Here is a 25,103-nt window from a genome sequence, read left to right as displayed (position 1 = left end):
AGTAAAAGCGCGAGTCCAAAATGTTGACCAGTTAAACGCCATCAGGTAGAGTTAGTGAGGTTTTGGTATTCTTCCGGTACTGTACAAAAAGGAAAATTATAACCGGTAGTGCCAGAAAGCCCAAATAGCTGCCTTCTTTATCACTTAATACCGCCTGCATTGATTTTCCATCCATTTTTGCCGCATACATCACCAATACCGCTGTTGCATTATTAATAAAATGAGCTAAAATGCTGAGCCACAACCTGCCACTATATTGGTATAACAAACCCAGGATAATGCCCAGTGCCAATCTTGACAGAAAACCATAAGCTGAGAAATGTACCGCGCTAAAAATAACACTTACTATAATCACACTTACCCATAACCTTCCGGTATTGCGGTATAAATAATTCTGTAACCCTCCCCTGAAAAATGCCTCTTCACAAACAGCAGGAACCAGTGCCAGCACAACAATAGAAATAAGCAATTCCGGGATAGAGTCCAGGTTAATAATACCTGCAGCAGTTTCGGCATAACCTTTTTCCATTTTGTCAAAAGCAATGCGCCAATCAACCGGAAAAGGAAGTTTATACGTAAAATAACCCAGGGCGCCACTTAAGGCAAGCGCGGCAATGGTAATAAAAATGGTCAGGAGCAAATCCTTCCCGGCTATAACCCCTTTAAATCCAGTCAGTTTCATGGGGCTTCGGCTTAAGCGGGACGCCGTAAATAAGGTAGGTAGCAAAAAACCAAAAACAGCCGAAAATGTCTGAATGACCTGCATTTCTCTCAAATAGGTGCGATCGCCAGTCAGTTTCGAAATGTTTTCGGTAATAAATGCAATGCTTTTGCCACTTATTGCTGCGGCAACCGGAATGCCCAGTAATCCTCCCAAAATCATACCTCCCACACCAAAAGCAATCAGCATAAAAAAGCCCGCTAAATAAGATAAGCCTTTTTCTCCCATTCCCTTTCCTTGTGTATCATGCAACAAGGCACTCCTGTTTTCGTCTGTCATTTTTAAAAAAGTGTGTATTTTTGCCCGCCCGAACACTTCTGCCCGATATAGGCAGGCAGGCGCAAAAATAAGATTAAAAGTTTTGATTAGTTATTGTGCAGGCTTTTTTGAAAGTTAATGGACCGGGGCTCACCACATTGCAAATATGTATCAACATATCGCAGCAATTAAATATTAAATATGGTAACAATAGGCGATAAAATATCACTTCCTGATTTTCCTCTTCTGCTGGCTCCAATGGAAGACGTAAGCGATCCTCCTTTTCGTGCGGTTTGTAAAGATAATGGTGCAGACCTGATGTATACAGAGTTTATCAGTAGTGAAGGCCTGATACGTGATGCGATCAAGAGCCGCCGTAAGCTGGATATTTTTGACTACGAACGTCCTATAGGTATACAAATATTTGGGGGAGATGAGGAAAGCCTGGCACTTGCGGCTAAAATTGTTGACGTTACCCAGCCAGATCTCCTGGATATCAATTTTGGTTGCCCGGTAAAAAAAGTGGCGCTGAAAGGTGCTGGAGCCGGCGTATTGAAAGACGTGGACCTAATGGTAAAGTTGACTGAAGCGGTGGTGAAAAGCACATCGTTGCCGGTTACTGTAAAAACGCGCCTGGGTTGGGATGAGGGCATGTTGAATATTGAAGAAGTAGCTGAACGTCTGCAGGACGTAGGCATCAAAGCCCTCGCCATTCATGGACGTACCCGCGCCCAGATGTACAAAGGAGAAGCGGACTGGACACTGATTGGTAAAGTGAAGAATAATGCACGTATTAACATCCCTATTTTTGGAAACGGCGATATAGACAGTCCTCAGAAGGCAGTGGAATATAAAAACCGCTATGGTGTGGATGGCATTATGATTGGCCGTGCTGCTATTGGCTATCCCTGGATTTTCAGGGAAATAAAACATTTTGTTCAAACCGGTGAATTATTAGCGCCGCCTACTGTAGCCGAAAGAGTGAACGTAGTGCGTAAGCATTTACGCAAGAGCCTTGAATGGAAAGGACCCATTGTAGGTATTAATGAAATGCGCCGCCATTATGCCAATTACCTGAAAGGGCTACCTAATATTAAAGAATATCGTACCAAACTGGTTACTTTAAATAGTGGTGATGATATTGAAGCTATACTGGATGAGATCATTGTTCGCTACTCCGATTATGAGATCGAAGCGACCCCAATTGAGCTGATCAACTACCATGAAAAGTGCCCGGTAAACTAGTTTATTAAACCTATATAAACAGCTATTAGTAGCTTTTCCTTATCGGTGTCACGGTCATATTTTATTAGCTTTATCAGTGATGCTGATTACTGTCGTCTCAACCGTATCACCCTTAGTTTGCTCAATATTAAAACAATCGGGTAGGTAGGATCAAACTCAAACCATTTTTTGGCAAAATTTACACTATTGGGGCTTTTGTGGTGATTATTTTGAAAAAGCTCTCCCATCAGTAAAAAGTCGAGGGGCAATGAGTTTTTACTGTGGTCATGGTTATCATAATTCGAATAACCATATTTATGGCCGCACCAGTTCACAATGGCCCCGTGTATAGGGCCCATAAAAAAATGAATGGGCAATAGTAAAAACATCCACCATTGGGTGGCGAAAAAAATGTAGAATAACAAATATCCGATTCCAAACAAGATCCTTACACTCCACATATTGCTGATCTTATCCATCAACGGCCACTCGGGATATTTTCCCTGGAAGGGTTTTTCCGGCTCAACCTTATACTTTGCGTAATTCAAATAAATGTCCTTTGTACGCATGGTCATCTGCCAAACATCTTTAAAAAAATGAGGGGAATGGGGATCTTTTTCGGTATCACTGTATGCATGATGCATCCGGTGCATAATAGCATAAGCCCTGGGATTTAAAAAAGAAGACCCTTGTAGTAAAATGGTAAATCCGTAAAAAAAACGCTCCCAAAAATGACTCATGGTAAACATTTTATGAGAAGCATAACGGTGAAGAAAGAATGTCTGACAGAAAAGAGATAAGAACCAGTGAGCCAAAAAGAAAATTAAAACAGCCATTGAATTTGTTTAAACCTCCAGTAATCACGCGTTGATTTTAAACCGTCGGTTGGGCCTGATATATTCAAAGGCCGGTTATTGCACCTTTTACCGGATCTTAAGAAAACGAACACGTTACTTTAAGCAAATTAAAAAGTAAATAAAAACATAAGAAGGACTTTGCGCCCTGTCTCATTTGCGGGGCCGAATATACAAACATTCTCTCCTATATTCCTTTTATTTCCGCGATTATTCACCGATAATGGATACATAATATTTAAAACCGCACACACAACATTTAATATGCATAAAAAGGTTTGATTGAGCAGCAGAAAATACGCTGGGAGCACGGTACAAGTACTTTGAGGAAACTTCAAAACCTGCATCCATACGCCTGTTCACCTTCTCGGTAAGCTTAAAAAAAGATCATGTTCAGGTTATCAATCAGGACACCAATTTATCTTTCATTACTTTTACTAAAAAAGATGGAGCACACTTCAAAAGACCCCTTACACGGCAAAAGGCTGGATACCATTTTGGAGGAGTTGGTAGCCTATTACCAGGGTTTTGAAAAATTGGGGGAACAAATACGTATCAAGTGCTTTACAGACAATCCCAGTATCAGCTCTTCTTTAAAATTTCTAAGGAAAACACCCTGGGCGCGAACCAAGGTAGAAAGCCTGTACCTCTATGTATTAAGGCAGCAAAAGAAAGCCGCAAAAGGTCATCAATAAACTTTATAAGGTACGCACATCATTGCCGAAATTGATGCCAGGAATAATAAACGCCCGAATATCTGTATTACATGGTATCCAGGCTTTGTAAAAGGATGTTAACACTGGTTGTAAAAGCCCGGATCTATACCTGCCATGCATTATTCTTAGTCGCATTCTTTATTTTTACCGTATATGAATTCTACCATTTACCAGGAAAAAGCTGCCCGCTTTCACCAAAAGTTTAATACACTGAAGCAAAAATTGGGTTGGTTAAGCTTTGTTCGATTGGCATGTTTCCTGTTGTTTGTATACCTGATCTTTTTGTCTTCCCAAACGGGTTCTGGTTTTAGTATAATAGGAGCCTTATTATTCTTTGCAGCCTTTCTGTTATTGGTAAGATGGTATGGACGTGTGCAGCAGGAAAAACAGTTCTACCTGGCACTGGCCCAATGGAATGAAAGGGAGGAGGCTTTTTTACAAACCAATAACTCGGGTTATGATACCGGCAAAGAATATGAAGATCCACATCATCCGTACTCTTACGACCTGGATCTTTTTAGTGAAGGAGGGTTGTTCTCTTACCTCAATCGCTGCAGTACTTCTTTTGGCAAAGAGGCTTTAGCCAATGATCTGCTCGATCCGGACACTACTGCTATCAAAGAAAAGCAGGACGCTATTAAAGAGTTATCAGGAAAAATAGACTTCAGGCAACAGCTATATGCACATGGCAGTTTGCATCAAACCAAAAAGAAGGAGCTGGAACGGCTGATACAATGGATCGACACCGACACGCAGTTGATCAGCGCTCCGTGGTATTACGGGTTAATGATCTTTCCATTGGCCACCATCGGCAGCCTGGTTTATTATATAGCAACTGAAAATGAGTCGGCCTTTTCGCTTTTTTCAAAACTGTTTGTGGTTAACCTCATTATTGCTTTTTCCTTCTCCAGGAAAATAACGGCTCAATTATCCGTTTCAACCTCTGTTACCAAAATATTACAGAACTATAGCAACCAGCTAAAGCTCATTGAAAAAGAAAATTTCCAGTCTGCACTATTACAGCAATATCAGCAACAATTGGGCAAAAATGGGTTGACGGCTTCAAAGCTTATCGGTCAGCTGGCGTCTCTTTTCAATTACCTGGAAACCGTAGTGAACCTGGTCGTTAGCCTGCTGTTAAATGGCCTGTTTCTTTTTCATGTGCATATTTTATACCGGTTGGGTATCTGGAAAAAACAACACGCGCATCACATAAAAGGCTGGTTACAACTAATAGGAAAATTTGAAGCCCTGGGAAGCTTGGCCAATCTCTCGTATAACAATCCGGCATTCTGTACGCCGAAATTGAGTACAGCACCAGCTTTCAGCGCTTCTGCCTTAGGCCATATTTTAGTTGAACCGCATAAAAGGGTTTGCAATGATGTATCATTTAACGATCAGAAGTTTGTTATTCTTACCGGCTCCAATATGAGTGGTAAAAGCACTTTCTTAAGAACCCTGGGTACTAACCTGGTTTTGGCCAAAGCCGGATCGGTTGTGTGTGCTGTTAAGTTTGAATTTTATCCTTTTGATGTTTTTGTAAGTATGCGCATCACCGACTCTTTGCAGGATAGTGAGTCTTTATTTTATGCAGAGCTGAAGCGGCTGCAATCTATTATTAAAAGCCTGGAGGGTGGACAGCGGCATTTTGTAATACTTGACGAAATTTTAAGGGGTACCAATAGCCATGATAAACGCAACGGTACCATTGGGCTCATCCGCAAGATGGCGGGCTTTGATACTTTTGGGATTATTGCTACTCATGATATTGTAGTAGCAGACCTTATTAAAGAATACCCTGCTTTTATTGCAAATAAAGCTTTCGAATCAACCATTATTAACGACGAATTACTTTTTGATTATCAACTGAAAGACGGCGTTTGTAATACTTTAAGCGCCAGTTACCTGATGAAGAAAATGGAAATAATTTAGTAGTCCCCATCACAATTAGATATCTTCGCATATATAATTATTATACTATGAGGCCCCTGCTATTCATCTGTTTTCCCGTATTATGTATGTTGTCATCTGCCGCGCAGGACGGAACCAGCTTTTCGGAAAAGAGTAACCTGGTTAAACTAAATCTTACATCACCTTTTTTAAAGAACTACTCTATACAGTACGAAAGAATCATTAACAAGCGGGTATCTGTTGCTGTTTCCGGAAGGCTGATGCCGGCATCTACCTTACCCTTTAAAAATGCCATCCGGAAAGAGGTAATCAAAGAAGAAGATGACCTTATTACCGACGCGTTTAACCAGGCCAAATTCAGTAATTATGCTATCACACCCGAAGTAAGGTTTTATCTGGGTAAAAAGGGATATGGCCAGGGATTGTATATAGCACCTTATTATCGTTTTGCAAAGTATACGGTAGAAGAGTTGCATTACACTTATGAAGACCTTAACCAGGATATTTCTATTAAACTTACCGGAAATCTAAAATCGCATACGGGTGGCTTTTTAGTAGGCGCACAATGGATGTTAAGCAATACAATAGGACTGGACTGGTGGATACTCGGACCTAATATCGGTGGTGGCAGAGGTCATATAACCGGGGTTTCCAATCAACCTATTGACCCTGATGTTCAGCAGGATATACGGGAATCGCTGGAGAATGACCTGGATATACCGTTTACCAAAACAACCGTTGATGTAAATGCCAATGGCGCTAATTTAAAATTAAGCGGTCCATGGGCAGGGGTAAGAGCCGGGCTATTACTAACGTTTAGGTTTTAAAATTATTCTGAACTTGCCTTTGCACCAGGCAGCCTGCTTTTCAGCCATGCGATCTGGCCTCTGTGATTCGATTCGTGTTCACATACATGAAACCATTTCCAATAAGTGTTAATGGATCTTTTCTCATTGGACCATTTCTTATCTATTTCCATCAACCATTTGTCGTCTTTCTTCTTTAACTCACGCAGCGTTTTTTCCCGTACTTCTGTTATCTGATCTATATAATATTTCAGCTCATGCCCTTTAATATTTTTACGGCCGGCATCACCCAGATTCATGGCATCGTCCCATAATTTTTTTTCAGTGTCATTAAAATCCTGCCTGCCCTCGAAAGTATTAGCCTGGTAGAAAACCTCCGTAGCTCCCAGGTGCATGATCAAAGCACCGATGGTATTGGCTTTGGAATCATGCAGGTAATCGAGCTGCTCAATAGTAAGTCCTTTTGTGATAGCGATAATGGTGGATCGATTATAATTAAGCATGGAGACCAGTGTGCCTACCTGGGGAGAATAGCCTTCTTTGGGCCCTATCATCATGAGCTCATCGGGAGGCGTGGATAATGTATTACTATGAACTAATAAGGGCAATGAACCGAAACTACCTGCTGTTAAAACCGTTTTAATTAAGAAGTTTCTGCGGTGCATAAAGCGTGCTTTAGTTGTACTAATATACTAAATATTAACCGATCAGCTTTTTGAGCAATCCCAACCGCCCTTTAAAAGACGGGTAAGCCACCGGCAGGTCGGGCCAGGTAGCGGCTTTTAAAACAGCTTTGGCATGGCTAAAAGTTTCCATCGAAAACCTGCCATGATAACGCCCTATGCCGCTATTACCCCGCCCGCCAAACGGCAGATTTTTATTCAGGTAGTGCATGGCTACTGCATTTATACAGGCACCTCCGCTAGGCACTTTCCGCAGCCACCGATCCGCTTCTTTACTGTCGTCTGTAAAAACATAAAAAGCTAATGGATTCGGATTATGATTGATCACATCCAACGCAAAAGCATCATCGTTATAAGTAAGAACAGGCAGTAAGGGGCCAAAAATCTCTTCCAGCATAATGGGGGCATCCATTTTAGGTGCGTCGATCAACGTAGGAGATATATAAAGCAGCTCTTCGTTATGTGTGCCTCCTGCCAATAAGGTATTGTTTTGCAGGTAGCCCATTAGCCGGTTAAACTGCTTTTTGTTGATGATGCGCCCGTAATCATAGCTTTCTACGGGATGATCACCGTAAAATTGGGTAATGGTTTGCTTTAATGTTTCAACAAATGCTTCTTTAACCGATTGATGTACTAACAAATAATCCGGTGTAATGCACATCTGGCCTGCATTGGAGAACTTCGCCATAGCAATTCGTTTAGCAGCCAGTTTAAGGTTGGCCTTTGCCGAAACGATACAGGGGCTTTTCCCTCCCAGTTCTAAGGTTACAGGTACCAGCTGTTCCGCTGCCAGTTTATAAACAGCCTTGCCCACTGCAGTACTGCCGGTATAAAAAATATGGTCGAAGCGGAAATGCTGCACCATCTCAGGCACCACCCTGGCGCCATCACCCGATGCAAAACTGATGTACTGCGGGGCAAATGTTTCGGCCAGTATTTTTTGAATAACAGCTTCCGTGGCTACTGCTACTTCGCTGGGCTTTAGCACGGCGCAGTTACCGGCAGCTATTGCTCCAACCAAGGGAATCAATGATAACTGAAAAGGATAATTCCAGGGGGCTATGATCAATACCACACCCAATGGTTCATACATGATATAACTTTTGCCCGGCAGGTTCAATAAATTGGTGGCTGTTTTTTGAGGAGCGGCAAGATCTTCGAGGTTTTTTAAAAAATAACTGATTTCAGATAAAACCAATCCCGTTTCAGTAATCCACACTTCTTCTTTACTTTTCTTCAGATCGCTGTACAGTGCATCATTCAGTTCTTCTTCATATTTAATAATTGTTTCCCTAAGCCTTTTCAATTGTTCTTTTCTAAAGCTTAATTCCTGCGTAGCGCCGCTGTTAAAAAAATGCCGCAAAGATTCCAGGTTGGGTATATAGCTCATGGCAATGAATTAAGATGATAAAATGATAGCGAATAGATACGCTTTATTCTATTTTTGTTTGAAGATAAAAAACAAGTGATAAATGAGGGATGAAACGCAGGTATTAGATTTTTTATATTTAAAATGCACCGCGTTCCTGCCGGCCAAATAATAATACGGATGTACACAGACGAATACTTTATGCAGCTGGCGTTAAAGGAAGCCATGTTAGCTTTTGAAGAAGATGAAATACCCATCGGGGCCATTATAGTGCAAAATAACAGCATACTGGCAAGAGGCCGCAATATGACGGAAAAGCTCACCGATACAACAGCCCATGCCGAAATCATTGCGCTCACATCTGCTTTTAGCGAGATTGGCGCTAAATATTTACCGGAGGCTACTTTATATGTAACCGTAGAGCCCTGCGTGATGTGCTCCGGCGCATTGTACTGGAGCAAAATAAAGAGAGTGGTTTGGGGCGCTTCCGATCCCAAAAACGGCTATACCCGCATTCAACCTGCAGTATCTCCTTTTCATCCTAAAACAGAAATTACCACGGGCATTATGGCCGATGAGTGTGCCGCTTTAATGAAAGCGTTTTTTAAGGGGAAAAGATAAAGGCAGCCTTTGAAGACTGCCTTTTAAATATCAGTACCCTGGGTTTTGTTGATCTCCAATACCAGGATTAGCATTTATTTCTCCTATCGGGATTGGTAGTATAGCTTTTTCAAAACTGCGATCTATTGTTTTAGGACGCGTTGGAATAGTAAGACCTAAAATCTCATCATTAAAAGTGATCGGCCTGTTCAGGCGGAGCATATCAAAATAACGATGTCCTTCTGCAAACAGCTCCTTACTCCTTTCATCCAGTATCATATCCTCTGTAATGGTGGCGGCTGTTGCGGCAGCGAGTCCGGGAGCCCTGTTTCGTATTACATTTAAATAAGTAGCCGCTTTTGTTTTATCCGTTGGGAAAGCGGCTTCTGCTGCAATCAGGTAAATTTCCGATAACCTGATCACTTTAATGTTAACAGCGGTTACCGTTGCTTTCCCGTCACCGGTTAGTGTTGTGCTACCACTATATTTATAACAGGCGCCCAATCTCGGATTAGCAGTAGTTGATATTTCATCTGCCAGCATCACACCCCAGCGAACATCGTTGGGATCTTGTTTAAGCCTGCTCAAAAAATAATCGCTTGCGCCAAACCAGCCTAAAACATTGGAGTTGCCGTGAGCACGTCTTCTTAAATAAAAACCCAGCGAAGCAGTACCCAGGTCAGATTCATTAGGAAATACACCCAGCTCAAAAATAGACTCCGTACCAAATTGCGACCGCCAGGACGCCACCCAGTTAGCAGGTGAATACAGGGTATATCCTCCATTAGTGATTACGTCTTCAGCCGCTTGTAAGGCAGCAGCATAATCACCCATAGTCAAATACACTCTTGCCTGTATAGATCGGTTGCCATAATAATTGAGATAGCCATTGGTTTTTGTTTTTGCAAGTAAAGGAGCCGCATCGGTTAAGTCTTTTACAATTTGAGCATAGGTTTGCTCTACGGTGGCTCTTAGCGGCTGCGCAGAGGCGCTAAGAGGTTCGGTAGCTATCGGAACTCCGTAAGAAGCTTTATTATCTGCATACGATTTACCATAAATACGCACCAGGTCGAAATACATTAAAGCCCTGGCGGTTAAAGCCTGTCCAAGAGAATTGTCAAAATTTTCTGTGGAACCTCCTGCTTTTAACTTATTAATATTTACAATAAGGCTATTAGCCTGTAGAATATTGTTATAAATAACCGACCAAAATCCACTAAAGCTGTTAGAATTGGCTGTATGGTTAAATGTATACAATGCATCCAGTCCGCGACCTTGCGAATAAATTGTCAGATCGCCGCCTTTAGCATCGCCATAAAGAAAAAAGTTGCGGCCATAATAGTTGGCATCCGTCATGTTACGCATAATACCATTAATCATTACCCTGGCATCTGCCGCCGTTTTTACGGCATCCGAAGCGTTAACAGAATTCGTGGGTGCCACATCCAGGAAACCTTTCCCACAGGATGATATGATTGTAATACCTCCCGCCAACATCATTATATATATAATAGAATATTTCATTTTTAACCTGTTTTTAAATTAGAAACTAACTTCAATTCCGAATGTGTATGTTTTGGCAAATGGAGTTTCCCAACCCCTTGTAGCATATTGATTTACTTCCGGATCTGCTATTTTATATTGGGCAGTGGTTAAAAGATTCGTACCATTAAAAAATATCCTTGCATTGCTTACGCCTATTCCGTCTAAAATGGTGCGGGGAAGCCGGTAAGCCAGCGTTGCATTCTTAAGCCTTAAAAAGGAGGCATTATGTAATTGGCGTGTGCTGTATTGCATTGGGTCGGTCAGGTCGTTACCGCTCAACTTCGGCTGCGTCCCGCTGGTATTATTATCAGTCCACATATCCTGGTAATAAATTTCTGACCGAATCCGTTCCCAGTAATAGCCATCGTCTGCTACATCTTTATAGGCACCATCATAGAGCTGGCCTCCTATTTTATAAATGAAGTTCAGGTTTAATGAAATACCTTTCCATTCCAGGTCTGTATTAACGCCACCATATAATTTAGGAATACCATTGCCTATGATTATTCTATTGGCTTTGCTGTAAGAATAAGTGGCCCCGCGTCCGTTAAAGTCAAAGTCCCCGGCATTGCGGTCATTGGCATCATTTACATACCATACATTTTTCCCATTTTCAGGATTTACACCCGCCCACTCATATCCATAAAAGGCAAGGGTAGATTCGCCTTCACGATAAATGAACTGCGCTCTTGCATCTCCCCCGGTAGGGTCGTTCCATATAATGTCCTGTCCTTCAGCGGCGGCGCCCTGCCTGTACAGTTTGGTTACAACAGATCTTAAAATGGTTCCGTTTAAACTAAGGTTCCAGCGTAGATCTTTTGTTCGCACAATGTCTGCGCCAATATTCATCTCCAGCCCGCGGTTATTGATCTCGCCCACATTCCTTAAGGTACTTGGAAAGCCTGTAACCATTGAAATGGGCACCGATTGCAGAAGATTTCCAGAGTTCCTGTTAAAAAATTCAACAGAACCCGTTAACCTTTGCTGTAAGAATCCAAATTCCAAAGCTATATTGGTATTGTAATTACGTTCCCATTTTAGGTCAGGGTCAGCAAGCGTAATTACGCTACCACCTGGCTGTTCCATGTATTTACTGGTGAAACCTGTCAATGTTCTCCATCCATAGTCAAGGCTGGGCAGAGTTCCGTTGGTTCCATAAGACCCTCTTAATCTTAATTCGCTCAACACCTCATTATTTTCCAGGAAGGATTCTTTATGAATGCTCCAGGCTCCTCCAAGCGACCAAAAGTTATCCCACCTGTTTTTCGGCCCAATACGTGAGTTTCCATCACGGCGAAACGATGCGGATAAAAAATATTTCTCCGCAAAGTTGTATTCCGCCCTCGATAATATGGATTGCATATTTTGTCCCCAGCTAAACGCATTCGCATTGGTCTGTCCCGCCGTATTTACTACAGGTAGGGAACTTGATGGAAGATTAGTTCCTGACGAACGCATTAAATCTGTAACATTCTTTTCTGCCTCATACCCTGCCAATACGCCGATATTATGCAGGCCAAAACTTTTATTATAATTCAGGGTAGTGGACGAAACCATTTTATTATAGTTAGTAGTGATCTCATGCACCGCGCCATTGGTATTTTGACCATTAAAATGAAGAGCGCTGTAATACAGGTGTTCTTTTACCTGTGAATTATTGTAGGAAAAAATAGTTTTAGCGGTAAGACCTGAGGCCAGGTTAAGGGTAAGTGCCTCCACGGCAGAAACATTTAATGTCCCGGCTGTATTATCCCACTCCTTATCATAGAACTCATTGTTATAGGCGAGGCTTCCAAACCTGGTAGTAAACGGTAATCCTGTTTTGTAATCGGTTGGCCAGTATAAGGGCCAAAGCAAATTCCGTGACTGATATAAATAATTAGTTCCGGTATTACGGGTATCATTAAATCCAGACTTATCGTCTTTTGTGATGCCGATATTGCTCGAAAGCTCCAGCAGCTTTCCTATTTTCTGACTGACATTCAGGCGGCCGGCAATGCGCTGAAATTCATTTACTGCAATACGGCTTTTATCCTTTGTATAGGAAAGGGATGAGTAATACCTGGTTTTATCTGTACCACCACTTACCGAAAGATCATTCGTATTAAAAAAACCTGTTCTAAATAATACGTCGTCCCAATCAAAATACTGACCCTCGCGGTTTACCATTCCGTCCGTCACTCCCTTAATGGCCACATTTTGATATCGATCAGTACCATTGGTCTCGAACTTATAGCCATGCCTGTTAAAGCGTGTATTTAAGCGATTCAGGGCATCTGTATTAGCAGCTTCCGGCGTTTTACCTCCTGTAATGTTCAGATCATAAAAGACCTGGTATAACATATTTACCTGCTCCTGTACACTGGCCGCTTCGTAATTATCGGTGGCCCAGGAAGGAGTAATCCCTAAGGAGGTTTTAAAGCTGATAACCGGAGCGCCGATTTTTCCTCTTTTAGTGGTGATGATCACGACGCCGTTTGCTGCCCTCGAACCATATAGAGAGGCTGCCGCCGCATCTTTCAAAACAGTAATGGATTCTATATCATCGGGGTTTATATTGGCCATGATATTATTGCTGGTGAGTAGATAATCTCCCATTTGTCCGCCCGAACCTGAGGTTACCGGCACGCCATCTACCACATACAACGGATCATTCGATGCGTTCATAGACCCTATACCCCGAATACGAAGAGAAGGTGTTGAGCCGGCCTGACCTGAAGACTGGGTAACCTGCAGTCCCGCTACCCTTCCGTTAAGCGCCGCCTCGAAAGATACATTAGGCGGATCTTTAATTTGATTCGCATTTACAACACTGGCGGCTCCTGTGTAGGTACTCTTTTTAGCTACACCATAGGCTACTACAAACACTTCGTCCATTTTTGTACTGCCACTTTCCGACAGTATAATATTAACAACTGCCTGAGTGCCTGCGTTCACTTCGGCATCCTGGTAATTAACCGCCGATACAGTAAGAACAACGTTTGCGCCGGTAACTGTAAGTGAGAACCGTCCATCTTCCCCCGCAACCGTAGCATTAGCGGCTCCCTTTTGACGCACCGTAGCATTAACAACCGGTTCACCGCTGCTGTTCTTTACAGTTCCTGTTACCTGCCGTGTTTGTGCCAACAGCATGAGAGGACAACAAAAAAGCAACAAGAAAAAAAGTGTCTGGATTTTTCCATTCATAGATGCAGATTTTTAGTTTAAGGATAATGTTAAATATAAGTTATTAAAATGATAAAATATATCCACAGCTTTTGGAATAGTATTTGACCCAAATCCGGTAACAAATTCAACTATCTCGTTCTAAATTTGTTATATTGCCAGGCAAACCGTTATTTTTTTAATCATAATATAAAATTGTACAATCATGGCTTTTACCTTACCAGCCCTTCCATATGCGAAAGAAGCATTGGAACCACATATCGACGCGCAAACGATGGAAATACATCACGATAGGCACCACCAGGCTTATGTAGATAATTTAAATAAAGCAATTGACGGAACAGAGCATGCCGAGAAATCTTTAGAAGATCTTGTAAAAAATGCAGGCAGCATTTCTCCGGCTGTTAGAAACAACGGAGGCGGACATTGGAATCACACTTTTTTCTGGGAAATATTAACGCCCGGTGGCGCGACTGAACCAACAGGCGCATTAGCAGACGCCATTACTGAAGCTTTTGGCTCTTTGGATGCTTTAAAAGAAAAAGTTAGCACAGCAGGTGCCACACGTTTTGGTAGCGGCTGGGCATGGGTTATTGTTAAAGATGGTAAACTGGAAGTAACTTCTACTCCCAACCAGGATAATCCTTTGATGGACGTTGCCGAAGTAAAAGGTACTCCAATTTTGGGTATTGATGTATGGGAACATGCTTATTACCTGAAATATCAGAACAAACGTCCGGCCTATCTTCAGGCAATCTGGAACGTTGTGAATTGGGATAAAGTAGCTGAAAAATTTGAAGCTGCTAAATAGGCATACTTAATAAAAAGCATAAAAAAACAGGCCACGATTTAAACCGTGGCCTGTTTTCATGTAAAAACAACGGACCTACAAGATCTCAAAACGAACCATTACGGTAGCCTCTACTTTCAGGTTCTCAAAATTCAGATCGGCCGCACCACCTGCAACATCTGCCTGTTTCATCATTACATTAGCCATCGCATAAGGCCGCTCAAAAATTTGCTGTTCCTGTATGTATAAAGCTTTACCGGCTTTTTGACCAATACTTTCGCAAAGCAGGGCGGCCTTGTCTTTGGCTGCTTTAATAGCTTTTATTTTTACCTGCTGGCGGTACTCTTCTATTTTGCTGCTTTCCAGTTTTTCAATGCTGGCATTAGAAATGCCTATTTCCTCCAGCGCCAGGAACACAAGACCGGCCGTTTTACCATCATGCACAATAATTTGATATTGCTTGCTCAATAAAACATCTTTCGAAAGAAAACCTGTTTTAAGGTTACTGGCCAGATCTTTAATCATGACATCCTTCTTGATGTCAATGCCCAAAGATTGCAGTTTTTGCAGCATCTGCCTTTCCTGCTCGGGGATTGCATTTTTATTTTTACTGTCCTTTTCGGTAAGCAGCACCTGGATGAATATTTTATCGGGTGTAAATTCCATTTCTGCTTTACCGGTTACCTCGATATAATTTTTGTCAATAAAGTTTTTTTCGCCCACTTGTGCAAAAGCGGTTAATGAAAAGAAAAACGCCAATGCGGTTAAAATTTGTTTCATGTGATAAGATTTTAAAATGATCAATAATTTGCTATTAAGATGAGAAGAATGGCTTCGTTACATAGCCCTTTACAAAACTTTAGGCTTTAAGCCTTTAATTCATAATTCTTTATAAAATCGAAAATAGCATGCAACCTTTTTAATTACAACACACGATGGTTTTAATTGCACCAGTTACAGAGCAATTTCCATATCTATTGAGGAGTAAAGCTGTTGGAAAATTAGAAGATCGGGGAAAGAATGATTTTAGCGGTATTCAACTATTTGAAAGCTTATGGGCTGTATCCTATACGCTTTTACCAGGCGACCGTACTGAACAGCAGGTATCCAGTTTTTACTTTTGGTAATAATCTCAAGCGCATATTGATCAAGTGTTTCATGTCCTGAACTTTTGCGTACACTAACATCTATTATTTTACCCTGCGAATCAACTACAAACTGGATATGTGCCTGATATTGACCCTCCCCAATTTTTCTCAACGTTTTTTGGTTTCGGCTCAATACTCTACCTACATTGCGGCCTATGTAATCTAACCATGCCGATAAACCACCAGGGTAATCCGCTTCTCTTTCATAATAACAATTTTCTCTTTTGGGAGAGCCGTCTTCTGAAAAGCATTGAAAACTCATAGGTTTATCCTCTTTAAAATGCGCGATCATGCCCGGTTGCCTAGTGCCCGGATAATAAAAATGCCATATCCCATCTCTTACCCCATTTTTATAATAACCAGAATCATACAGAACTCCTAACTGGTATCCGATATGCATACCATTTAATTTTGTGAATGTAGAATCACTGTTTTCATCAATATCACACATATACATTCCTATATCTTTGATTCGATATTTATAACGAACCCAGCGATCACCTGTTTTAAATTGCTTAGTAAAGCACTCTGCAGTGTCTTTGGCTTCTATTTTATAATCATGATTGCTATAAAAATATAGTGTATCATTTTTTTGTGCATCTAAATTGATTTGAAAAAACAGGCAGATAGCCAATATCCACATTTTCATAAATAAGCTTTACCAGCAAAAGTATAAGATTGTTATCAATTAGTAGGCTTCGTTTGTCTACAACAGATGTTGCAACAAAGTCTTTTGAGATTTATTATTTTAAAAATACTTTTGTATTTATGAACAGAGTGGTGATCACAGGTATGGGTATTTATTCCTGCATTGGTAAAAACCTGCAGGAAGTAACGGAATCGCTGAAAACCGGCCGTTCGGGAATTATTTTCGACCCGGTACGTAAAGAGTTTGGTTATCGTTCGGCCCTGACAGGCTGGGTGGACCGGCCTTCGTTAAAAGGGCTGCTGGACAGGCGTTCGCGTATTATGTTGCCGGAAGAAGGAGAGTACGCCTACATGGCTACTATAGAAGCGTTGAAAAATGCCGGCATCGACGAATCTTATATAGCTGAAGTACAACCTGGTATTTTATATGGTAATGACAGCTCAGCTAAGGCAGTAATAGAATCTACTGATCTGATCCGGGAAAAGAAAGACACAATGCTGGTGGGTTCTGCTGCGGTATTCCAAACCCTGAACTCCACCGTAACCATGAACCTTTCTACCATCTTTAAACTGAAAGGGATCAATTTAACAGTAAGCGCTGCATGTGCCAGCGGCTCGCACGCCATAGGATTAGCTTATGTATTAATAAAAATGGGTTTACAAAATTGCATCATTGCCGGTGGCGCGCAGGAAATCAACCATCTTTCTATGGGAACTTTTGACGCCCTTGGTGCATTTTCTATAAAAGAAACCGATCCGGAACTCGCCAGTCGCCCCTTTGATAAAAATCGTGACGGGCTGATTCCCAGTGGCGGCGCTGCTACCGTGGTAATCGAAAGCCTGGAGAGCGCCCAAAAGCGGGGAGCTACTATTATTGGCGAAATAATTGGATACGGGTTTTCGTCTAACGGAGAACATATCAGCAACCCCACCGTGGCAGGGCCAGCCAAATCACTAAAAATGGCCCTGAATGATGCGGGATTGGGGCCGGAGGCTATAGATTATATCAATGCCCATGCTACCAGCACCCCGGCCGGTGACGCCAGCGAAGCCCAGGCTATACACCAGGTGTTTGGGACTGCTCATACACCCGTAAGTTCCACTAAATCAATGACCGGGCATGAATGCTGGATGGCAGGAGCCAGCGAGATTATTTATTCCTCTCTGATGATGCAAAACAATTTCATCGCCCCTAATATCAATTTTGAAAATCCTGATGAGGACACGCAGCACCTCAATATCATAAAAAATACCACAGACAAAAATATAAATGTATTTTTGTCCAATTCTTTTGGGTTTGGGGGAACTAACTCTACCCTAATCGTCAAAAAGTGGTAAATATGGAAATGCAGGAAATAATTGCGAGAACTAACGCGTTTTTGGTTGAAGAATTTGAAGCAGATGCTTCATTAATAACCCCCGAAGCCAGCCTCAAAGAGGTGTTGGACCTTGATAGCCTGGATTATATCGACCTGGTGGTAGCCCTCGAAAGCAATTTTCACTTTAAAGTACAGCCCGGCGACTTTTTGCCCCTGGTTACCTTCCAGGACTTTTACAACTATATACAAGCCCAGATAAAAAAGAAAGAAACCGTTTCTTAATTTTTTCACGCTACGTTTTATATATTCTACCTTACGAGATCACGCCTGGTAAACGCAGGGCGCCTGCTGCTGCATGCTATTGTCATCCATTTTTGTTTTTTATAAAATTTTTTATAACAAACCGGCATCAATTTTATGAAATGCACCCGACTGGTTTGTGAGACACAAACCTCAGCATAGCCCTGGCCAGTGTATCCACTGGCTGGAAGGTGAGGGTAAACTATATATAATAATAATTTTGATACCTTTTTATTATCAATAGGTTAAAACTATAGAAATATAGATTTAATCGATTTTGATTATACTTGTGTTGTCATAAGTTTGTCTGGCTGAAAATCAGCATTCTGCTTACCAATTATTCAATCGCGAAAACTTATTAAATGGAACATTCTAACGACATCAGCAAATGCCCGTTTCATAACGGCACATTAAAACAAAACACCGGTGGCGGTGGTACCAAAAACAGGGATTGGTGGCCCAACCAGTTAAAACTGAACATCCTCAGGCAACATTCTTCGTTGTCAAATCCAATGGATAATGATTTTGACTATGCGGAAGCTTTCAAAAGCCTGGACCTGGAAGCAGTCAAAAAAGATCTTCATGCTTTAATGACTGACTCGCAGGATTGGTGGCCGGCCGATTTTGGTCACTATGGCCCTTTATTTATACGTATGGCCTGGCATAGTGCAGGTACTTACCGGGTTTTCGATGGTCGTGGAGGAGCCGGCTCTGGTCAGCAACGTTTTGCACCATTAAATAGCTGGCCCGACAATGTGAGCCTGGATAAAGCGCGCCGCCTGCTTTGGCCCATTAAACAGAAATATGGCAACAAAATATCCTGGGCCGACCTGCTGATACTCACCGGTAATATAGCCCTTGAGTCGATGGGTTTTAAAACTTTTGGATTTGCCGGCGGCCGGGCTGATGTTTGGGAACCCGACGAAGATGTGTACTGGGGTGCAGAAAGTACCTGGCTGGGGAACGAAGAACGTTATGCATCGGGTGTGGAAGGATCGGACAAAAACCATGGTGTGGTATCCTCTGATGAAGACGCCTCCGGAGCAATTCATTCCCGTCACCTGGAAGAACCGCTTGCAGCAGCCCACATGGGTTTGATTTATGTAAACCCTGAAGGACCAGACGGCAATCCTGACCCAATTGCTGCGGCGAAAGATATTCGCGATACTTTTGGTCGCATGGCTATGGATGATGAAGAAACCGTGGCCCTGATTGCCGGGGGGCATAGCTTTGGTAAAACACACGGCGCCGCTCCTTCCTCTAACGTAGGGAAAGAGCCCGAAGCCGCGGGACTGGAACAGCAGGGCCTTGGCTGGAGCAATAGTTTTGGCAGCGGTAAAGGCGCCGACACTATTACCAGCGGACTGGAAGTTACCTGGACCACTACCCCTACACAATGGAGCAATAATTTCTTTGAAAACCTGTTTGGCTTTGAATGGGAATTAACCAAAAGTCCGGGTGGTGCCCACCAATGGGTAGCAAAAGATGCTGACGATATCATTCCTCACGCATTTGATGCAGGTAAGAAACAGAAGCCTACCATGCTGACCACCGATCTTTCTTTAAGATTTGATCCCGTTTACGAAAAAATATCCAGGAAGTTTTTGGCTGATCCAGACGCTTTCGCAGATGCTTTTGCAAGAGCCTGGTTTAAATTAACTCATCGGGATATGGGACCTCGCGCCCGCTACCTGGGTGCAGATGTGCCGGCAGAAGTATTACTTTGGCAGGATCCTATACCCGAAGTTGACCATGCGTTAATTGACGACAACGATGTAGCTGCGTTAAAGGCTAAAATACTTGACTCGGGATTAACTGTATCTGAGCTGGTTACTACAGCCTGGGCATCGGCTTCCACATTCCGTGGGTCGGATAAAAGAGGCGGTGCTAACGGGGCGCGTATTCGCCTGGCGCCGCAACGGTACTGGCAGGTTAATAATCCCACTCAATTGCAAAAAGTATTGGGCGTACTGGAAGGCATTCAGAAAGAGTTCAACAGCGCGGCCGCCAATGGCAAAAAAGTATCTATCGCCGACCTTATTGTTTTGGCAGGAGCTGCTGCAATAGAAAAAGCAGCTAAAGATGCGGGACATACTATACAGGTTCCGTTTACAGCTGGTCGTGCCGATGCCACCCAGGAGCAAACGGATGTAGAATCAGTAGCTTACCTGGAGCCTTTAGCCGATGGATTCCGTAATTACCGCAAATACAAATCGGGTGCAACCACCGAGTCATTACTGGTGGACAAGGCACAACTCTTAACCTTAACAGCGCCTGAATTAACGGTGTTAGTAGGCGGTTTGCGCGTATTGAATACCAATTTTGATGGCTCGGCGCATGGTGTATTTACCGATAAGCCTGGGCAACTCACCAATGATTTCTTTGTGAACCTGCTGGATATGAACACGGCCTGGAAAGCAGCATCACAGGATCGCGAGCTGTATGAAGGCACTGACCGGGCCACCGGCGCTGCTAAATGGACCGCTACACGTGCCGACCTTGTATTGGGTTCCAACGCAGAACTAAGAGCCATTGCAGAAGTGTACGGCAGTTCCGATGGAAAAGATAAATTTGTGAAAGACTTTGTGGCAGCCTGGAGCAAGGTAATGAACCTCGACAGGTTTGACCTGAAATAGCATTACTCTCGATTTTTATGATAGGCCGTGGCAGGTTTCTGCTGCGGCTTTTTGTTTTTTAACTGGTCGCTATTTTACAGCTAATGCATACACCGCAAAAGAAGCCAGCCAATGCTCTCCGCCATAGCCCCCGCTGAATATTTTAGGCAGCGATTCATTTAAAAACTGCTGCGCCGTATTTTTAAACAGTTTTTTATAACGATGATTAGCCGGTAATTTTTGCGCAATGCCTTTCATGCACCAGGCGCGGCTAAAACTAAGCCCATCCAGGTGCACGATCTGGTAATCGTTGCGGTCGCTGATAGTAGGCGCCTTGCAAATCCGTTGAACTCCTGCCGCATTGTAATAGGCATCCAGCCATTTTACAAATGCAGTTTGAGATAAAATTCGCTGCATCAGGTCGGCAGCCATCAGGCTGGGAGAGAAAAAGTCAGCACCATCCGGCTCCAGGTGCGCCGGTATATTTTTATTATTCAAATAAAAATCTTTTGACCGTTGAATGATCAGCCGCTCAAAGGCCGTGTCTTTTTTAGCCCGGGCCCAGTCCAGCGCAAAACAAAGTCCGAATGCAGTGTTGCCATGCACCCCGGTTCTGTTGGGATAAGTTTGTTTGGGTAAAAACTCCTTCCACAATAGTTCTATTTTTTGTGTAAGGGGCTGCATAGCCTCGTGCCATTTTTTACCTAACGGATCATTCCAGGTTAGCAACTCTTCATCAAGCTTTAGCAACCAGGCCCAGCCATAGGTTCTTTCATATCCTTTGGAAGCGGTGTATTTACCAAAATAGGCCGCTTCCTGCTCCATTTTATTTTTTTGAAACGACTGTTCCAATACCTGTATGATACTGTCTCTGCCTGCCAGTTCTGGAAATTGCTTCAGTAGCCTGATCAACATCCAGTGGCCATGTACGCTGCTATGCCAGTCCAAACAACCATAAAATACCGGGTGCAGTTCATGAGGTAGTAGCCGGGCATCTTCAGGACCGTCGCTTAAGTGGGAAGTTTTATTAGGAAATTCTGTAGGAATGCAGTGTAACGGCAACTGGCTCAACCTGGCCGCCACTGCTTCAGTAAGCCTGTTTTGAGAGAAGCTATTCAGAGTACTTAAAATGAAGAATAATATCAGAATCTTTTTCATTGATCGATGGTTCATTATTTTTATGGTACTATCGGGTACCGGTTCGATCCGCTAAAAATAATAAATTGTGCCCTCTTTGAGCAGTAAGTACCATTATGATTAAACATAAGTTTCTCGCTATCGTCTTTCTGATGATTACCATCAGCAGCTTTAGTCAATATACTATTGAAACTATTCCCGATCCTAAACAGCAAGGTCAAAATTCCTTTGTCAGTGATCCTGACGGCATTCTCGGATTAACAACCGTAGATGCCCTTAACCAGATTTGTGTGGATATTGAACAACAGAGCTCTGCAGAAGTCGCTATTGTTGCTATTGATGATTTTGAAGGAGCCAGTGATTTTGATTTTGCTTATGAACTGTTTAACCACTGGGGTATTGGTAAAGCAGGTAATAATAACGGCCTGCTGGTTTTTATAGCCAGGAACCGGCGCAAATACCAGTTTATAACAGGTTTGGGTATGGAAGGATCACTGCCTGATGTAACGCTAAGTACGATTGGTGAACGTTACCTGGTGCCAAAGTTTAAACAGGGTGATTATGGCGGAGGGCTTATTGACGCCATGAATGCGATCAAAAACGTTTTAGAAAACCCGGAAGTAATAAAAGAGTTAAAGGTAGAAGCTCAAAAGAATTCGTTCTTATTTAAAAATGGAGATGATCTTCTGTCCTCGGCCATTGTTATCCTGGTGTTTGTTGCCATATTTTACTGGCTGTCGTCTTTTAAAAAACATCTTCCTCTATCAACCGGTAAGAACAATTACAAAGATTTTATAGGCGGTTGCGCTATTATATTTGTTATTGTTTTTTTTGGCTTTTTTGTCGTGACTTTTTTTGGCATCGATGCTGAAAAGCTACTGACCATACAGGCAGTACCCTGGATTGCCTTTGTATTGGGTACCATCTTTTTATTGTCCAAATACATCAGCCAGCGACAGAACATTATTAATGCGTATAAGGATGAAGCAAATATCGTAGCCGCATTAGGACGTTATGAAAAACGGTATTGGATATTGGCGCTGATTTGTCCTTTGCTGATTTTCTTCATTATTAGGTATCTCAGAAGAAAAAACCAGCTAAAACAAAGGCTACAGCCCCCTGATCATTCGGGCAAATGGATAAGATTGAACCGCGATGAAATCAAAGGTATAACGGCTTACCTCAGCGACGGGCAAATACAGGAGGAAAAAATACGGTCAGTTAGCTATGAAATATGGCAGCAGCTGGATAATGCATCAATCCAACTGGTAAAATGGAATGGCAGGAAGTTTAATAGATATGAGGACTGCCCCCGGTGTGAAAACCGTACGCTTAATAAGGTGTATACTAAAACGATTACGGCCGCAACTTATAGCTCAACAGGACTGGGAGAAAAAATACAGGATTGTACCTTTTGTAAGTATAAACAATCATTCGGCACAGTTATACTTCCCAAACTGCAAAAAAGTTCGTCATCAGGCTCGGGTGGCTCCCGCAGCAGCTCATCCGCTAGCAGTGGTAGCTGGGGTGGCGGTCGCAGCGGCGGTGGCGGGGCTGGAGGTAGCTGGTAGTACTAATGCCCTTTTAAAAAATCGGGGGTAAAAAAATCTCCCACCCTGGCCTAACCAGATAGGAGGAGGTTTTCTTGTGTAAGAATTTTACTTTGCTTTTTTAACAGCCTCTTTCAGATCTTTAAAAGCTTTTTTCTCCAGCTCAGAGATCTCAATCAACCGTTCTCCCATATTATCATAATCGGCCTGTGTACCCAGCCTGCCTTTATAGATACCGGATGCCTGGATAGCGGCATCGCGCCACTTGTCTCCTGTAGCGGTAATCTGTTGAGATATTTGCAACAGTTCATCAATTGGTAAATAAGCATGTGCCTGTTGTAGAAAAGCACCGTAAATAAAACGGAAGCCGCCCCCACCGGTACCGATTTCTTCCTGCATGCGCACTAGCTGAGCCAGGTAGCCACGGGCTTTTTCATCACCCAGCTTGTTCTTCCATCCTTTAATTTGCCTCCCGGTGTAAGCAATTCCCTTGGCTCCTCCAAAAGAGCCGGGAATCATCAGCATATCTCTGCAATTGCGTTTAATACCTGAAATGATACCATTGCGTATTTGCTCATCAGTAGCCTCGTTAAGATCATCGCCCGGGTAATACATTTGCCCCCGTGGCGCAAATGCGCCTTTTGCAAAACGAACTCTTTGTAATTCATAACTATTCATCGAAACCAGGGTTTCCATAATGGGATCGCTGATAATATAATCATCGCCCTGTTTGTCTACCACAATTAAATTATGCGCATTAAAATGAAAGCGGTATTCTTTAGGGAAATAAGTAAGGTAAAAAACCCCCACCTGGCAAGCTGTTGGTTTGCCTGCTATAAGGCGTTCATCCAACTCCTGCATCGCTTTTTGAGGAGACGCATATTTTTTACGCGTTACGGGAATACCCAACGCCTTACAGGTGCGTTTAAAAATAAGACCCGGCATGGTTCTGAAAGAGATGGCTGGCCCACCATTTACCTTCATAAAAGGCAATTGAATATAGAAAAGCCCGGAACCGATACCAAAAGCCATAGGTTCGGTTAATTTATGAACGCCGTAATGTTTTAATAAAGCAGTAGTTACCCCATTTTCGCAGTGGGCTGCCTGCAAATGATGAAAACCATTTGCCACGGTTGATTGATTAATTGAATCCAAAATTATATTGATTTCTTGTTGTTAATTTAAAGACCGGCTGATGAAATAAATAAATGATCAACCAAATGGTTTCTTCAGTTCTTCCACGCTTACTTCAAAAAGCGCTGCATATTTTTTTAGTTTTTCCTCCGGAAGTTTATTAAACACCGAAGGTTTCATGTGCTTCTTAATGGTCCATTTCCAAAAACCGGTATAGGCCGATAGTATGGAAAGGTCCATGATCTTTTTTTCCATGAAGTATAAAACAGGACTGGCTTCACCGCTCAATACTTTTTGCCGGGCGTTCTCAATCTTATTATTTACTTCATCCCAGGCCACATTTAAAGCATCCGTCTTTACATCCCAGCCCGAACTTTGGGCTGTTTCATATTTACCATCTGCACCCACCACGTAAGTCACTTCTTTCGCTATGCGGCCCAAAGCGCCATCATCCTGAGGAATTTCGTCTTTTTTCATGGAGAGATTTTTACCGGGGCAAGCTAATAAAATTTGGTGAAATGAAGATCGCTGAAATGGGTGATGTTTGTTGGGGTTGTACAGGATTTATGTTTATTAAGAATGTATAGCCGCTATGCGACTTACTCATATT

At 42.5% G+C, this 25,103-nt stretch carries 21 protein-coding genes; 10 read left to right on the top strand and 11 right to left on the bottom strand.

Translation table 11 applies throughout. The features are described from left to right. Positions 1–31: 31 nt before the first annotated feature. Positions 32–1,000 (bottom strand): CPBP family glutamic-type intramembrane protease, encoded by a 969-nt coding sequence (locus ACLOAU_RS07370; RefSeq protein ID WP_427861215.1) that lies wholly within the window; start codon positions 998–1,000, stop codon positions 32–34. Positions 1,001–1,180: 180 nt separating this feature from the next. Here ACLOAU_RS07370 and dusB point away from each other — a divergent pair, with 180 nt between their 5' ends. Continuing rightward, complete coding sequence (dusB, locus tag ACLOAU_RS07365; RefSeq protein WP_427861214.1) at positions 1,181–2,224, top strand: tRNA dihydrouridine synthase DusB; 1,044 nt, start codon at positions 1,181–1,183, stop codon at positions 2,222–2,224. A gap of 86 nt (positions 2,225–2,310) precedes the next feature. Here the strand turns inward: dusB and ACLOAU_RS07360 are convergent, their stop codons facing one another. Continuing rightward, positions 2,311–3,039: an acyl-CoA desaturase gene (locus tag ACLOAU_RS07360; protein WP_427861213.1), complete on the bottom strand. Its 729-nt coding sequence runs from the start codon at positions 3,037–3,039 to the stop codon at positions 2,311–2,313. A 407-nt stretch (positions 3,040–3,446) separates the two neighbouring features. Between ACLOAU_RS07360 and ACLOAU_RS07355 the strand changes: the two genes are divergently transcribed. The 3 genes from ACLOAU_RS07355 to ACLOAU_RS07345 all read left to right on the top strand — a co-directional run bounded on the left by ACLOAU_RS07355 (position 3,447) and on the right by ACLOAU_RS07345 (position 6,511). Further along, a complete protein-coding gene (locus ACLOAU_RS07355) occupies positions 3,447–3,752 on the top strand; it encodes a VF530 family protein (protein WP_427861212.1) in 306 nt (101 codons plus the stop codon). Positions 3,753–3,926: 174 nt separating this feature from the next. Continuing rightward, positions 3,927–5,705 (top strand): MutS-related protein, encoded by a 1,779-nt coding sequence (locus ACLOAU_RS07350; protein ID WP_427861211.1) that lies wholly within the window; start codon positions 3,927–3,929, stop codon positions 5,703–5,705. A 47-nt stretch (positions 5,706–5,752) separates the two neighbouring features. Then, complete coding sequence (locus tag ACLOAU_RS07345; protein ID WP_427861210.1) at positions 5,753–6,511, top strand: DUF3575 domain-containing protein; 759 nt, start codon at positions 5,753–5,755, stop codon at positions 6,509–6,511. A gap of 2 nt (positions 6,512–6,513) precedes the next feature. On the opposite strand, the gene ACLOAU_RS07340 is transcribed toward ACLOAU_RS07345, so the two are convergent. Next, entirely contained in the window at positions 6,514–7,155 is a 642-nt protein-coding gene (locus tag ACLOAU_RS07340) for a DinB family protein (protein WP_427861209.1), read from the bottom strand. 34 nt (positions 7,156–7,189) lie between these two features. Continuing rightward, a complete protein-coding gene (locus tag ACLOAU_RS07335) occupies positions 7,190–8,563 on the bottom strand; it encodes an aldehyde dehydrogenase (RefSeq protein ID WP_427861208.1) in 1,374 nt (457 codons plus the stop codon). A gap of 159 nt (positions 8,564–8,722) precedes the next feature. On the opposite strand from ACLOAU_RS07335, the gene ACLOAU_RS07330 reads away from it, so the two are divergent. After that, positions 8,723–9,163, top strand: a complete 441-nt coding sequence (locus ACLOAU_RS07330) for a nucleoside deaminase (RefSeq protein WP_427861207.1) — start codon at positions 8,723–8,725, stop codon at positions 9,161–9,163. 30 nt (positions 9,164–9,193) lie between these two features. Here the strand turns inward: ACLOAU_RS07330 and ACLOAU_RS07325 are convergent, their stop codons facing one another. Beyond that, entirely contained in the window at positions 9,194–10,666 is a 1,473-nt protein-coding gene (locus tag ACLOAU_RS07325) for a RagB/SusD family nutrient uptake outer membrane protein (protein ID WP_427861206.1), read from the bottom strand. A gap of 18 nt (positions 10,667–10,684) precedes the next feature. Beyond that, the gene (locus ACLOAU_RS07320) at positions 10,685–13,873 is read right to left on the bottom strand and encodes a SusC/RagA family TonB-linked outer membrane protein (RefSeq protein ID WP_427861205.1); all 3,189 of its coding nucleotides are present in this window, start codon (positions 13,871–13,873) and stop codon (positions 10,685–10,687) included. A 184-nt stretch (positions 13,874–14,057) separates the two neighbouring features. Between ACLOAU_RS07320 and ACLOAU_RS07315 the strand changes: the two genes are divergently transcribed. Further along, positions 14,058–14,663, top strand: coding sequence for a superoxide dismutase (locus tag ACLOAU_RS07315; protein ID WP_427861204.1), 606 nt, complete (start codon positions 14,058–14,060; stop codon positions 14,661–14,663). Between the two features lie 75 nt (positions 14,664–14,738). Here the strand turns inward: ACLOAU_RS07315 and ACLOAU_RS07310 are convergent, their stop codons facing one another. After that, positions 14,739–15,422, bottom strand: a complete 684-nt coding sequence (locus ACLOAU_RS07310; RefSeq protein WP_427861203.1) for an SIMPL domain-containing protein — start codon at positions 15,420–15,422, stop codon at positions 14,739–14,741. Between the two features lie 246 nt (positions 15,423–15,668). Continuing rightward, positions 15,669–16,439, bottom strand: a complete 771-nt coding sequence (locus ACLOAU_RS07305) for an energy transducer TonB (protein WP_427861202.1) — start codon at positions 16,437–16,439, stop codon at positions 15,669–15,671. Between the two features lie 119 nt (positions 16,440–16,558). Between ACLOAU_RS07305 and ACLOAU_RS07300 the strand changes: the two genes are divergently transcribed. The 3 genes from ACLOAU_RS07300 to katG all read left to right on the top strand — a co-directional run bounded on the left by ACLOAU_RS07300 (position 16,559) and on the right by katG (position 20,693). Beyond that, positions 16,559–17,776: a beta-ketoacyl-[acyl-carrier-protein] synthase family protein gene (locus ACLOAU_RS07300; RefSeq protein WP_427861201.1), complete on the top strand. Its 1,218-nt coding sequence runs from the start codon at positions 16,559–16,561 to the stop codon at positions 17,774–17,776. An 8-nt stretch (positions 17,777–17,784) separates the two neighbouring features. Continuing rightward, a complete protein-coding gene (locus tag ACLOAU_RS07295; RefSeq protein ID WP_427861200.1) occupies positions 17,785–18,039 on the top strand; it encodes a phosphopantetheine-binding protein in 255 nt (84 codons plus the stop codon). 380 nt (positions 18,040–18,419) lie between these two features. Beyond that, positions 18,420–20,693, top strand: coding sequence for a catalase/peroxidase HPI (katG, locus tag ACLOAU_RS07290; protein ID WP_427861199.1), 2,274 nt, complete (start codon positions 18,420–18,422; stop codon positions 20,691–20,693). Positions 20,694–20,762: 69 nt separating this feature from the next. Here katG and ACLOAU_RS07285 read toward each other — a convergent pair whose 3' ends face one another. Further along, positions 20,763–21,830: a DUF2891 domain-containing protein gene (locus tag ACLOAU_RS07285; RefSeq protein WP_427861198.1), complete on the bottom strand. Its 1,068-nt coding sequence runs from the start codon at positions 21,828–21,830 to the stop codon at positions 20,763–20,765. A gap of 95 nt (positions 21,831–21,925) precedes the next feature. Here ACLOAU_RS07285 and ACLOAU_RS07280 point away from each other — a divergent pair, with 95 nt between their 5' ends. Further along, positions 21,926–23,380, top strand: a complete 1,455-nt coding sequence (locus tag ACLOAU_RS07280) for a TPM domain-containing protein (RefSeq protein WP_427861197.1) — start codon at positions 21,926–21,928, stop codon at positions 23,378–23,380. 87 nt (positions 23,381–23,467) lie between these two features. Here the strand turns inward: ACLOAU_RS07280 and darH are convergent, their stop codons facing one another. Further along, positions 23,468–24,514, bottom strand: coding sequence for a BtrH-related acyltransferase DarH (gene darH / locus ACLOAU_RS07275; RefSeq protein WP_427861196.1), 1,047 nt, complete (start codon positions 24,512–24,514; stop codon positions 23,468–23,470). A gap of 57 nt (positions 24,515–24,571) precedes the next feature. After that, on the bottom strand, positions 24,572–24,970 hold the full coding sequence (gene DarG / locus ACLOAU_RS07270; protein ID WP_427861195.1) for a flexirubin biosynthesis protein DarG: 399 nt from the start codon (positions 24,968–24,970) through the stop codon (positions 24,572–24,574). Positions 24,971–25,103: the final 133 nt, after the last annotated feature.

This window comes from Paraniabella aurantiaca (genome assembly GCF_050309965.1).
GTDB lineage: Bacteria > Bacteroidota > Bacteroidia > Chitinophagales > Chitinophagaceae > Niabella.
This window is presented reverse-complemented; position numbering and strand designations above follow the sequence as displayed.